The following is a 12,855-nucleotide window of genomic DNA, read 5'->3' as shown; positions in this document are numbered from 1 at the left end:
GCGATGATTGGTTGATGAGTTGATGAATTGAGCGCCAAATTCTTTTGATAAAATGAGTGAATATTATGCCGACCAAATTTGATTTGTCCCAATTCACGCGCAAGGCCCGCAAGGCGATGGCGCGGGCGCAGGAGCTGGCCACCGACCTTGAGCACCGTCACGTCGGCATCGAGCACACGATGCTGGCGATGCTCGAGCAGTCCGACAGCGTGGTGGAGACGGTGCTCAAGAAGCTGGGGGCCGATACCAACGCGCTGGGGCGCGGGCTCATTGCGGAGTTAGAGACGATGCCGCGCAATTATAAGCGCGGTCAGGCCCAGGTTTTTGTCGACAAGCAACTGCTCTCGGCCCTCGACGTGGCGGCCGAAGAGGCCAAGAAGCTCGACGATAAATTTGTGAGCACCGAGCATTTGCTGCTGGCATTTGCGCGCGAGCGCAAGAGCTACACCGGGCGCGAATTGCGCGCGACCGGGGCGAGCGCCGACAAGTTGCGCGACGCCCTGGCCGAGGGGCGCAGCGGTAAAAAGGTCGCGCAGGCCGAGGGCGAAGTGTCTGAGATCCTTGGTAAATTCGCCGAGGACCTCACCGAGCGGGCGCGCCGCGGGGAGCTAGACCCGGTCATCGGGCGCTCCGGGGAGATGCGTCGGTTGATGCAGGTCTTGTGTCGGCGCACCAAGAATAACCCGGTGCTCATCGGTGAGCCCGGCGTCGGTAAGACCGCCATCGTCGAGGGGTTGGCCCAGCGCGTGGTCGCCGGCGATGTGCCCGCGGGCCTGCAGGGCAAGCGCATCATGAGCCTGGACGTCGGGGCGCTGGTCGCCGGGACGAGCCTTCGCGGTCAATTTGAGGAGCGCATGAAGGCGGTCATCAACGAGGTCGTGCAGAGCAAGGGCGATATTATTCTATTTATCGACGAGCTCCAGCAGATCGTGGGTGCAGGGGGCGAGGGCAGTGGCGGCGCGGTGAACCTGCTCAAGCCGGCGATGGCCCGCGGTGAGATCAGCATCATGGGCACCACGACCATCGACGAGTATCGCGAGTATATCGAGGAAGACGCCGCGCTTGAGCGGCGCTTCCAGTCGATCTTGGTCGACGAGGTCGATATCGGTGAGTGCGTGTCGATTTTGCGCGGCATCAAGCAGCAATACGAGATTCATCACGGCGTGCAGATCCGCGACCAGGCGCTCATCGCGGCGGCCGAGGGCACCGACCGCTACGTGAGCGACCGGGCGCTGCCGGACAAGGCCATCGACGCCATCGATGAGGCGTGCAGCCGCTTGCGCCTCGAGATCGACTCGAAGCCGGCGAAGCTCGACGCCATCGAGCGCAGCATCTTGCAGCTTCAGGTCGAGCGGGAGTCGCTGGCCGAGGCGACCGACGCCGAGACGGTGGAGGCGCGCGATGGGCTGGAGAATGAGATTGAGAGTCAGGAAGAAGAAGCCGCGCGCCTGCGCGTGCGGTGGGAGCTTGAGAAGGGCGCGCTCGACGAGTTGACCGAGCATAAAGAGGCGCTTGAGACGAGCGAGAAAGAGATCCTCGAGGCCCAGCGGGCGGGCGAGTTGGGGCGCGCGGCCGAGCTTAAGTATAGCGTGCTCCCGCGCATCCAGAAGGAGATCGCCCAGGCCGAGGCGAAGCTCGACGAGATCCACGCAGATGAGCGTCTGCTCAAAGACTATGTCGATGAGACCGACATCGCCGCGGTCATCGCGAGCTGGACCGGCATTCCGACCTCGCGCATGTTGGAGTCGGAGCGTGAGAAGTTGCTCAATATGCCCAATCGCCTGCGTCAGCGGGTCGTCGGGCAGGACCACGCGATCGAGGCGATCTGCAAGGCTATCTGGCGCTCACGCGCGGGGCTTAAACCGGCGGGGCGCCCGATCGGTAACTTCATGTTCGTCGGCCCCACCGGCGTGGGGAAAACCGAGCTGGCCAAGGCGCTCAGCGAGTTCCTCTTCGACAGCGAGGACTCGCTGGTTCGCATCGATATGAGCGAATATATGGAGCAGTCGAAGGTCAACACGCTCATCGGCTCGGCGCGCGGGTATGTGGGCAGCCAGTCGGGCGGTATTTTGACCGAGGCCGTGCGCCTGAAGCCCTATTCGGTGGTGCTCTTTGACGAGGCTGAGAAAGCGCACCCCGACGTCTTTAATATCCTCTTGCAGGTCATGGACGAGGGGCGCCTGAGCGACAGTCAGGGCCGCATGGTCGACTTCTCAAATACGCTGATCATCTTGACCTCGAACGTCGGCAGCCGCGAGATCATGGACCTGACCGGAAAGGTCGAGCAGGAGGAGCTCAACGACGCCGTCGGCGAGATTCTCAAGGATCATTTCAAGCCGGAGTTCTTGAACCGCCTCGACGCCCCGATCACCTTCCAGGCGTTGAGCTGCGAGTCGATTCGCCTCATCGTCGACATCCAGGAGCGCGGGCTGCGAAAGTTGTTGGGCCAGCAAAAGATCTTGATCGGCCTGAGCGATGCCGCCCGCGACTTTTTGGCCGAAGAGGGCTACGAGCCGGAGTACGGCGCGCGCCCGCTCAAGCGCGCCTTCGGCAAATTCATCCACGACCCGCTGTCGACCGAGATTCTGGAGGGGCGCTTCGGCGAGGGCGACGAGATCAAGGTGGACGTCGCCGAAGATGGAAAGGGGCTGACGTTTAATCGGGTTGAGAAGGCCTGAGCGAAGTCTCGCTTCAAATAGAAAAGCCGCCGGCGAATGCCGGCGGCTTTTTTATTGTTTGGCTAAGGCTACTTTAGCGCTTTCGCCTCCACAGGATGCCGAGGCCAAACGCGCCCAGCAGCATCAAGCTGCCGGGGACGTCATCCTGGAGCGGGGTGCTCGAGCAGCCGCATCCGGAGTCAGAGTCGTCGCTGGCATAATTCTGTTCCTCCTCTTGCTTCTGGTCGATGACTTCATCGCCAGCGTCGCTGTCGCCGCCGATATCGGGGGTAATTCCCACATCAACGCCGACGTCGGGGGAGGTGCCCGCGTCGGGATCATTTGGGTTGGTTCCGCCGCCCACGCAGACTCCGCCGCTGCAGGTCTGTTCCGAGGGGCAGGTTACGCCGTCACATGGGTCGGTGGGCTCCTCGTCGTTGATAATGCAGGCCTTTGTGCCGCTCTGAAGCGTCTCGCAGGTCGCCCCGTCGCCGCAATCGGAGTCGCGCTCGCACACGCAGGAGCAATAGCCCTCGGTGGCCGAGGTGCCGACGCAGACATCGTTGTCGGTGGTGCAATTGTCAGAGCTGGTCGAGCAATAATTGCCCAATCCGTTGCAGGCTGCGCCGGGGTTGGAGCCGCCGCCGGAGTCGCTGTGGCACTCATAGCCGTCGGGGCAGATGGTGCCGGTGGTGCCGGCGTCCGGGTTCAGGCAGAGCTGGTAGGTGTCGACACAGACGTTGATGCCCAGGTCCATGCAGCGCTGGTCGCTGCCGCAGTCCCCGTCCGAGCTACACATGGTCACGCAGATGGTTCCGTTGTTGCCGTCGCCGACGCATTCTTCGCCGGACTCACAAACGCCCGAGCCGCAGGAGCCGCTGCTGGCGGGGGAGTTGGGCACCAGGAAGCATTCGGAGTCGCCGGGGCAGCTACCGTCGGGGCCACAACTCGCCAGGCATTTGCCGACATCGGAGCCTTCGTCGACCGCCGCGCAATACGCGCCGCCGCCGCCGCAGTCGGCCTGAGAGGTGCACTCGCGGCAGATCTCACACTCGGTGACGCAGTGGTTGGTGGCGTCGCATATATAGCCGCTGGCGCAGTCGTTGTCGGTGCTACAGGTGGGCACCACGCACTCGCCGCTGGAGCGCTCGCAGGTCTTTCCGCCCGGGCACATCGCGTCACTTGTGCAGGGCGCTTTTTCGCATTGCCCGTTATTGCAGACCTGGCCGGTGCTGCATTGGCTATCGCGAGTGCACGCGCAGGTGTCGGGATACAGCGCGCAGACCCCGGCGACGTCGTCGTCGGAGAGCGTGCGCGCGCTGGTGCCGCCGCTATAGGCGTAAAACATCGTGGCGTCGGAGTGGTTGCTGTGGTCCAGGCCTAAGTTATGGCCGATCTCGTGGGTCGCGATGCTCTGCAGGTCGGTGCAGCCGCTGCCGCTGGAGCAGAAGTCGAAACCGACCGCGTTAAATAGAATCGGCGCCGAATAGATGGTGCAATTCGAGTAGCCCTGAAAGAGGGTGACCGCGATGGTCTGGTTGACGTTGCCCATCTGGGTTGGCCAGTTATTCTCCTGGAAGGACAGGACAACTTCATCGTCGCTATTGAGCGCCGTCAGAGACGTCGTTCCGCGGTAATTGGTGGTGAAGCTCGAGCAGCAGGGCTCGCTCCAGGCGTCGAAGGAGTCCTCGAAGATCCGCGTCACCGTGTTCATCGGCACGGTGCTCGAGCCGTTGCGATTGATATAATAATCGAGCGGCTGGCGGCTTGAGCTCCAGGTGACGCCGTTGGGGCAGCGGTCGGCGCTGATAAATTGGTAGCTAAACGCGCTGGGGGCGACCATCAGGCCGGCGAGCACGGTGCAAAGGGCGAGGGTGTGGCGAAGATAATTCATGGGCGTGGACTTCTTAGTCATTGGTTCCTCCCTTGATACCAGCGATCAGGGATTCCAGCTCCGCGACGAATGATTCGTAGGAGCGGGTCTCCTTCGGGAGTTTTACGATCTGGCCCGCTGACGGTTCGTTTTTGGCGGGCGCTACGAGTTTTTTGAGCGCGGCGTCATCGAGCAAAATCGACAGGTCGCTGAAGTTACGAGAGACCAGTTTTCCCTGGGCGGTCGGGAAGATCGAGAACTTCGACTGGGCCATGGCCGACAGCGCGACGACGCCGTCGGGGCCGCGGTGCAAGAAGACGATGACCGACTCGCCTTTGTCGAAGTTGGGGTCGCCCGGGATCTGGGTGGTGATCCCTTTGTGGGTGCCCTGCCATTGCTGAATGGTGACTTTTGAGTCGACCTCGCCCAGGAATTTACGCTCAATCTTAAAAGTCGTGTCGGTGACGACGCGGCCCTGGGCCTCGTCGAAATAGACCTTCTGCTCGGCGACCGAGCCTTCGACGATGATGTCTGAGATCTCGATCAGCCCTTCAAGGTCTGCGTATTTCATGACGGTCGCCGACGCGGTCGATGCCACGAGGCTGATGGCGAAGACAAGCGCGAGCATCGCCAGCGCGACCAGGGATCGCGTGGGCCGACAAGACGGAGAGTGAAGCGTAGAGGGTTGCTGGTATGACATGATTATTGCTGCCCAGAGCCGTAGGAGAATAAAGATAATTAGAATGGAGGGGGGTGATGTCCCGGCGGTATAGTGCCATTCGGGGTGGGGCTTGTAAATAAGATGGGAGGACACGCTGGTTTTGTGGGGTCGAGCGGGCCTGGGGGAGGTTGCTGGCGAAAAGAAAAAGGCCGCCGGCAAATGCCGGCAGCCTTTGTATACTCACGCGGGAACCTACGTTAGCGCTTGCGCTTCCACAGGATGCCGAGACCAAACGCGCCCAGGAGCATCAAGCTGCCGGGGACTTCATCTTGGAGTGGGGTGCTGGAGCAGCCGCATCCTCCGTGAAGTTCATGGAATTCGGCGTCGATTTGATTCGGGTCATTGAGCGCATCGTCAGCGTCGCGCTCGCCCCCAATATCAGGCGTGACTCCGGTATCACCGCCGAAATTATTCTCTTCGCCAATATCGGGGGTGGGGCCGGCGTCGGGAATCGTCCCGGGCGGAGGGGGCGCCGACCCGGGGATGATCGCCGGGACGGGCTCCGGCGAGTTCGCCGTGCCGCCGCCACTCCCCGGCATGCAGGTATATTGGTCGGGGCAAATCGCGCCGGTTTCGGCGGCGTCGGGGTTCAGGCAGAGCAGGCTGGTTTCGATGCAGACTTTCATGCCCATATCCATGCATAGTTGGTTGGTCCCACAGTCTGCGTTCGTGTTGCACTTGGTCACACAGGTATAGCCATTGTCGGTGTCGGGGACGCATTCCTCACCAGGCTGGCATGAGCCCGGGTTGCACGCGCCGCTGCTGCTCAACGCGAAGGGGGTGCGGAAGCATCTGGAGTCGCCGGGGCAACTGCCGTCCTGAGCGCAAAAATTCATGCAGCTGCCGACATTGGAGCCTGCCGTGAGCATCGCGCACCATGCGTTGCTGCCGCATTCGGCGTGTGTTCTGCACTCGCGGCAGGTCGGGCACGACGAAACGCAGCGATTGTTTTCGCAGTTGAACCCGTCGACGCATTGGTAGTCTGCGGCACAAGTGGGCTGCACGCAGTCGCCGCTGGCGACGTTACATGCCTGTCCGTATGGGCACATCAGGTCGCTTGTGCAGCGCATTTTTTCGCATTGCCCGTTATTACAAACCTCGCCGCTGTCGCAATCGCGATCCGTGGCGCAGTTGCAGCTATTGTCAGGGTACAGTGTGCAGACCCCCGCGATGTCGTCTGGGGAGAGCGTGCGCGCGCTCGTGCCGCCTGTATAGGCGTAATACATCGTGGCGTCGGCGTGGTTGCTGTGGTTCAGGCCTAAGCTATGCCCGATTTCGTGGGTCGTGATGCTCTGAAGGTCGGTGCAATTGTTGCCGCTGGTGCAAAAGTCGAACTTAACGGCGTTATAAAGGATCGGCGCCGCATAGATGGAGCAGTCGTTGCTCGCCTGGAAAAGCGTGACCGCGACGGTCACGTTGACGTTGCCCATCTGGGCGGGCCAATTATTCTCCTCGAAAGTGAGCACCATCTCGCGGTTGCTATTGGGCGAGCCCAGGTGGGTTGTGCCGCGGTAGTTGGCCGAGAATCCCGAGCAGCAAGGCTCGCTCCAGGCGTTGAAGGAGTCTTGGATGATCCGCGACAAGCTGGTCATCGGAACCGTGCTCACGCCGTTTTGGTTGATATAATAATTAAGCGGCTGGCGGTTTGATGACCAGGTAGCGCCGTTGGGGCAGCGGTCGCTGGCCATAAATTGATAGGCAAATGCGCTGGGGGCGACCATCAGGCAGGCGAGCACGGTGCACAGGGCCAGGATGTGGCGAAGATAATTCATGGGTGAGTTCTTAATCATTGGAGCCTCCCTTAATGCCGGCGATCAAAGACTCCAACTCGGCGACGAAGGACTCGTAGGAGCGGGTTTCTTTCGGGAGTTTTACGAGTTGGCCAGCCGACGGTGCCATCGCCGAGGGGGCAGCGAGTTTTTTAAGCGCGGCATCGTCGAGCAAAATCGACAGGTCGCTGAAGTTTCGCGAGACCAGTTTTCCCTGAGCGGAGGGGAAGAGCGAAAATTTCGACTGTGCCATCGCTGACAGCGCCACGACGCCGTCGGCGCCGCGGTGCAAGAAGACGATGACCGACTCGCCCTTTTCGAATTTGGGGTCCCCCGGGATCTGGCTGGTGATGCCCTTATGGGTGCCTTTCCATTGCTGGATGGTGACCGTATCGTCGGCCTTGCCCATGAAGTTTCGCTTAACTTTGAAGGTCGTGTCGGTGACGACGCGCCCCTGGGCTTCGTCAAAATAGACCTTCTGCTCAGCGACCGAGCCCTCGACGATGATGTCCGAGATCTCGATAAGCTCTTCAAGGCCGACGTACTTCATCACGGTCGCTGACGCGGTCGAGGCGATGAGGCTGATGGAGAAGACCAGCGAAAGCATCGACAGGGCGAGCAGTGAGCGCTTGAAGCGCAGAGCCAACATGCGAGGACCGAAAGGATGAGGCTGAGGCATAGCCAATACTCCTAGAGGGAAATACATACAAGATTTTAGAGTAGATGGGTGCGTCTTTTCACGAGACGTCGGTAGCACGAAATGCCCATAGTTGCGACTTAAAGTTGCTATGCGACAATTAAATTGTGGGCTGGCTGGGGCTGCCTAATTCGGCAGCGCACCGAGGGTGAGTTGGGTGCGTTTGATGGCGTCGTAATGCCAGAACTCGAGCTCCACCGTCTTGCCAATGCCCAGGTTGCTCGCCATCCAGGCGAGGTGCTTGGCGTCGTTGATGGGCTGTGAGTTGATGCGCAGCAGGATATCGCCGCGCTTGAGGCCGACCTTTTCGGCCGGGCCGCCGGCGACCACGTTGGTGACAAGCGCGCCCGATATATCGTCGGGCAGCCCCAACTCCTCGCGCACGCGCCGCGGTACGTCGTCGGCGTAGATGCCCAGCCAACTGCGCTCCACGCGGCCGTTTGTCTGGAGTTGTTCCAAGATCTCGACCGCCATATTGATCGGCGTGGCGAAGCCGATGCCCTGGCCTTCGGCGCTCACGGCGGTGTTGATCCCCACGACCTCGCCCTGGGTGTTGATCAGGGGGCCGCCGGAGTTTCCGGGGTTGATGGAGGCGTCGGTCTGGATGAAGTCCTGGTAGCTCATCGCGCCGCCCAGGGGCAGGTTATGGCGGCCGATGGCGCTGGCGATGCCGGCGGTGACGGTGCTCGTGAGGCCGAGCGGGTTGCCGATCGCCACGACCCAATCCCCGACGCGAAGATCTTTGGCGTCCCCTAATTTGATGGTCGGCAGGTCGCTTTTGGCCCCGATAATCTGGAGCAGCGCGACGTCGGTCTTGGGGTCGGTGCCGATGACTTCGGCCTTAAATAGCCGGTTGTCAAAGAGGCGCACGCCGATCTCGGTGGCGTCTTTGATGACATGATAATTGGTGAGGACCTGGCCGCCGGCGTCGATGATGAAGCCGGAGCCCAGGCTCTCGGCGACGCGCCGTTGTGGCACGATGCGGGAGCCCGAGAATGGGTTGAATCGCCCGGGCGTGCGGATCTCCTGGCGGGTGTAAATATTGACCACCGCCGGGCGGACTTCGGCGACGAGATCGGCGAAGCTCGCCGGGCGCGTCGCTGCGGGGAGCGCTGGCTGGGGGCGATTCTGTGCTGTTTGGGCTGGGGCTGGTTGTGCCGGGGTGGGCGCCGCGGTGGCCTCTTCGGCCGGAGCGCTGGACGCTGAATCCGCGCCGGGGGTGTCGCACCCGCCGACGAAGAGGGCGCTTGCCAGGAGTGCGCCAGAGAGCAGCGCCGCCAAAGGTGCGTTAGGCGTCAGATGTGCGGCGAAGCATCGCGCCAACTTCGGTCGACCTTGCGTGCTGCTCATCTTTTGTCTCCACATAACAACGATTAATTCTTAGCCTTCTTCTCCTGCACATAGGCAGTCTTGAGATCGTAGATAAGGCTATTGATTAGCTTAATCTCTTCGTCGACCAGGTTGCCCTCGGTTTTCTCGCGCAGCATCTGAAGCAGGTCGATGGTGTGCTTGGCCGAGGCCATATCCTTGGCCTTTTGCTGGGTCTCGGGGTGTGGAATATGCCCGAGATGAATCATGCAATTGGTGCCAAGGCTCACCACAAAGCTGCCAAAATCAGCGGGCACATGCCGCGGGTCGTTGGCCTTTTTGGATTGAGAGGGGATATGCACCCCCGCGTTATCTCCAAGAACGGTCGCGTCCGCGTTATCCGCAGCCGATTGCTGCTTCGCTGATTCCGAGTGCTTCGCTGATTTTTGGTCGGTCGTGTCGTCACTCATTTTGCCAAGCTCCATTGCATCGTTAGAGAGTACGCGAATGAGCCCCCGCGGGGTTATTCTTCTTCGTCCATGGCGTCGTCTTCGAGGACGCCCGCTTTGAAGGAGGCTTCGACCGGCAGACCTTTGTCGGTCGCGTCTTCGAGACCTTCGAGGTGGGCCAGGTAGTCTTCGCGCGTAATCAAGCCGTGCTCGATATTGCGCTCGACGGTGCGAAGGTCAAATAGGCGGTCTCGTTTATTGGCGTTCATCATAATAGGCTCCAGGAGCTAAGTGGTTATAAGCTTTAGTGAATTTGGTGTCTTTGGTGCGGCCTGCGCGCTATCAAAAATGCCGAGATGACCGATTGAAGCGTGTCATTTCGCTGCGATTTTCGGGTGTTCCAGGCGGGTTTAGCCCCCATCTTTGGGAGGTTGCGCACCCGTGCGCGGCCAAATATACGTGCTCGGGGCGACTTGGCAAGCCCAGCGGGGTTTGCCCGATCAACATTCTGCCAGCGCGCGCTCGATTCTGATTTTGACTTCACCGTTGGTGCGGGGGAGTTTTTTCTCCAAAAACGCGCGCGCCGCTTGGGTGCGCCGCCCGCGGCGCAGGTCGATCAGGGCGAGTTGAGTCTTGGCTGAATGGCCGTAGGGAGAGTTAACGCGCAGCGATTTTAAGATTTGCTCCGCGTCCTCATAGCGCCCCAACTCGTATTTCACCCCGGCCAGGTTGAAATATAATTTGTCCCGCTGCGATTTGTGGGAGTGGTCGATTGCTTTTTCCAGGGCGTCTTCGGCCTCGCGATATTGGTGCATCGCCGAGTAGATCAGCCCGAGTTTTCCGAGCATTTCGGCCTTGGGGCCGAATTTTCGCAAAAACCACTGGTCCCGATAGTAGATCAACAGCGCCTTATATTCGCCCTTTTGGAATTGGCGCGCGAACTCCTTGTCAAACCGGGCCCATTTGCGTCGCACGAGCATCGGCAGCACGATATAGAAGATGGGAATCCAGAGCAGGAAAATCGAGATAACCCAGAGCGGTGCGCCGAGGCCAAAGCGCAGCACGAAGAGGATGAGCAGGCTCATCGGGAGCAGTCCGCGCTGCCAACTTAGTTGAATTCCGCGTTTGTTGGGGGCCGTCATAGGTTTGAATCTCCGTAAAAAATTGCGCGCCTCTTATACCTTAAATTTCTGCGTGTCGAAACATCATGAAACAGGTCACCTTCGAAGCCCTCTCTGGCGCCAGTGAGATCGGCGCGAACGCCTATCTTATCGCGGCGGGCGGTCGGCGCATCCTATTGGACGCCGGTGCGCGTGAGCCGGGCAAAGCGAAAACTCCCCCCGCGCCTGAATGGGTTCAAAAGATTGAGGCGCCGGATGCCTGCTGGATAAGCCACGCGCATTGGGACCACCTCGGGGGGCTTAGCGCCCTGAAGGCGCGCTTCCCGCGGCTGCCATGCTTTTGCGCGCCCAGCACCCGCCAGCTCGCAAAGGTCGCGCTCAAGCGCGGCAGGGCGCGCGACGCGGCGCTGGCCACTCAGTTAAATACAATCGTGTCGCGCGAATATTTCGACCCGCTGCGATTTTCGATGCCTACGGCGTCCTCTGGTGCAGACAGCGGGGAAAGGGTGAAGTTCCGGGCGATGAGCTTTCCGGCCGGGCATATCGCCGGGGCCGAGCTGCTCTTGCTCGAGGTTGATCAGGGGGGCGCGCGTCCGTTTCGCATCCTCTATACGGGGGATTTTTGCGGTCACGACCAAGTCCTCCGAAGCGGGGCGCTCTTCCCGCGGGGGAGCGCGGATTTCCCCATTGATATCATGCTGATGGAGGGCGTGCTCGCCACTCAAAAGGCGCAGGATGCGGTGGATTATGCGGCGCAGATGGCCGGGCTTTGCGAGGTGGTTGGGCGAGCAGCGGGGCGGCCGGCGCTGGTCGGCGTGGCACGGCTGGGGTGCGGGGCCGAGGTGGTCGCGGGGCTGCTCGACGCAGGCGTCGCGCATCTGGTCCACGAGGCGCTCGAGGAGATTACCCGGATTGCGTTTAAGGCGGCCGGGCGCGCCGAAGACCTGTCGCGGCTTCGCTTCGTCGGCGAGCGCGGGTGTGCGCGGGCTCTGCTGGCGGGCGAGGCGGTAGTGGCACCGGGTGAGCAATTCGGTCGCGGCACGCCAGCCGGGCGCCTGCTTCAGGGCGTGGTCGAGAAGCCCGAGGCGACGGTGATTCTGCTAAACCGCGCCTATCCCAAGTCGGTGGCAGGGAAGCTCTTGAAGGCGTCGAAGGCGTCAAAGGTGCCCCAATTTAGGCTCGGGAAGCAGGAGGTGCGCGCGCAAATCGCGCATTTCCTCCTGCCCAACCACGCCCCGCGCCGCCAACTCATCGACGCCGTGCTCGCCGTGAATCCGGCGCGCCTGCTGCTGGTCCACGGCCATCGCTCGCAGCTTTTTTCGCTTAAGAGAGCCATCGAAAAGGCCGGGTTTAGCGGCCAGATCGATGTGCCCGAAAACGGTGAGCGATTGCGCCTGCTCTAATTGGTCTCGGCTTCTTGGGAGTCGTCCGACCCAAAGAGTTCATAATCCGCATATAGCGCATCGTCGAAAATATCGCCGTCCTCAAGCGCGCCCGGGCAGACCGTTTTGATGATGCCGCACTCGGGGGGCAATTGGGGGAACTCGGCGGCGAAGTCGCTGGCCAGGTAGTTGAGGTTGAGGTCCGGGCAGGTGCGGATTTTTTTGAAGAGTGCTTTGAGCTGTTGGGTGCGGGCCCTGACGCAGGCGGCGTATTCGTTGACGGTCGCGCTGCAGTTGGTCGTGAGGTCTTCGAGGCAGTCATCGTCGATAAAGTGGTTGTCGGTGTCCAGGCATTCGCTGCGTGTTCTGGCGCAGCTCTGCTGGGCCCATTCGTTCGACGGGGGCTCTTGTTGCGAGGTTATGACACTGGCGACGATGGTGCAGACCTTGTCGCGGTTGTCGGGGATTTGGCCGCGGGTATAGCGCTCGACTTCGGCGCAGAGGGTGGTCTTATCGGCGGCAGATAGGGTGCGGATTTCGGCGCTCCCGGTGACTGAGGGGGCGAGGTCTGCGCCCCCGGTCGCGTTATCGTCTGCGGCGTCCTCGCCGCAGGAGATGTGAAAGAGGGCGGTGGTGCTGAGCAAAGCGATCATCGCGAGGCGCGTGGTGTGTCTAAACATTGTCATTCCTCTGTCAGGATGCTCGGTCCATAACATCAGGCCGCGCTGGGTTTATCGGGCGGATAACGCATTCAGTAAATGACGCGATGCGTCAATATTATCAGTCACTTAGGGGGCTTTCGGGGTTTACGGTTCCGAATTCGATCTGATAAGCATTGGGCTGATTAATACATAGCCATCAGTTTATCGAAGACAAGA

General features: G+C 61.0%; 11 protein-coding genes. 2 read left to right on the top strand and 9 right to left on the bottom strand.

Annotated features, from left to right (window positions below; all coding sequences use genetic code 11):
* Positions 1–65: 65 nt before the first annotated feature.
* The gene (locus DN745_RS14575; RefSeq protein WP_111337719.1) at positions 66–2,678 is read left to right on the top strand and encodes an ATP-dependent Clp protease ATP-binding subunit; all 2,613 of its coding nucleotides are present in this window, start codon (positions 66–68) and stop codon (positions 2,676–2,678) included.
* 73 nt (positions 2,679–2,751) lie between these two features.
* Here the strand turns inward: DN745_RS14575 and DN745_RS14570 are convergent, their stop codons facing one another.
* From DN745_RS14570 to DN745_RS14535, 8 genes are all read right to left on the bottom strand, one after another.
* The gene (locus tag DN745_RS14570) at positions 2,752–4,572 is read right to left on the bottom strand and encodes a matrixin family metalloprotease (RefSeq protein ID WP_111335967.1); all 1,821 of its coding nucleotides are present in this window, start codon (positions 4,570–4,572) and stop codon (positions 2,752–2,754) included.
* A complete protein-coding gene (locus DN745_RS14565) occupies positions 4,565–5,158 on the bottom strand; it encodes a hypothetical protein (protein WP_111335966.1) in 594 nt (197 codons plus the stop codon). The genes DN745_RS14570 and DN745_RS14565 overlap by 8 nt, the downstream gene beginning before the upstream one ends.
* A 290-nt stretch (positions 5,159–5,448) precedes the next feature.
* On the bottom strand, positions 5,449–7,041 hold the full coding sequence (locus DN745_RS14560) for a matrixin family metalloprotease (RefSeq protein WP_111335964.1): 1,593 nt from the start codon (positions 7,039–7,041) through the stop codon (positions 5,449–5,451).
* Positions 7,034–7,699: a hypothetical protein gene (locus tag DN745_RS14555; RefSeq protein WP_133622016.1), complete on the bottom strand. Its 666-nt coding sequence runs from the start codon at positions 7,697–7,699 to the stop codon at positions 7,034–7,036. Before DN745_RS14555 ends, DN745_RS14560 begins: the two co-directional genes overlap by 8 nt.
* 144 nt (positions 7,700–7,843) lie before the next feature.
* Positions 7,844–9,067: a trypsin-like peptidase domain-containing protein gene (locus DN745_RS14550; RefSeq protein ID WP_162687691.1), complete on the bottom strand. Its 1,224-nt coding sequence runs from the start codon at positions 9,065–9,067 to the stop codon at positions 7,844–7,846.
* A gap of 23 nt (positions 9,068–9,090) precedes the next feature.
* Positions 9,091–9,495, bottom strand: a complete 405-nt coding sequence (locus DN745_RS14545) for a DUF1844 domain-containing protein (protein WP_111337715.1) — start codon at positions 9,493–9,495, stop codon at positions 9,091–9,093.
* Between the two features lie 53 nt (positions 9,496–9,548).
* Positions 9,549–9,746 carry a hypothetical protein gene (locus tag DN745_RS14540; protein WP_111335960.1) on the bottom strand — a complete coding sequence of 66 codons (198 nt, stop codon included), beginning with the start codon at positions 9,744–9,746 and terminating at the stop codon, positions 9,549–9,551.
* Positions 9,747–9,974: 228 nt separating this feature from the next.
* Positions 9,975–10,616, bottom strand: coding sequence for a tetratricopeptide repeat protein (locus DN745_RS14535; protein WP_111335959.1), 642 nt, complete (start codon positions 10,614–10,616; stop codon positions 9,975–9,977).
* Positions 10,617–10,681: 65 nt separating this feature from the next.
* Between DN745_RS14535 and DN745_RS14530 the strand changes: the two genes are divergently transcribed.
* Entirely contained in the window at positions 10,682–11,998 is a 1,317-nt protein-coding gene (locus tag DN745_RS14530) for an MBL fold metallo-hydrolase (RefSeq protein WP_111335957.1), read from the top strand.
* Here the strand turns inward: DN745_RS14530 and DN745_RS14525 are convergent.
* Positions 11,995–12,657, bottom strand: coding sequence for a hypothetical protein (locus DN745_RS14525; protein ID WP_162687690.1), 663 nt, complete (start codon positions 12,655–12,657; stop codon positions 11,995–11,997). The genes DN745_RS14530 and DN745_RS14525 overlap by 4 nt on opposite strands.
* Positions 12,658–12,855: the final 198 nt, after the last annotated feature.

This window comes from Bradymonas sediminis (assembly GCF_003258315.1).
Lineage (GTDB): Bacteria > Myxococcota_A > Bradymonadia > Bradymonadales > Bradymonadaceae > Bradymonas > Bradymonas sediminis.
Note: the sequence above shows the minus strand (reverse complement) of the source record. Positions and strands in the feature narration are given on the sequence as shown.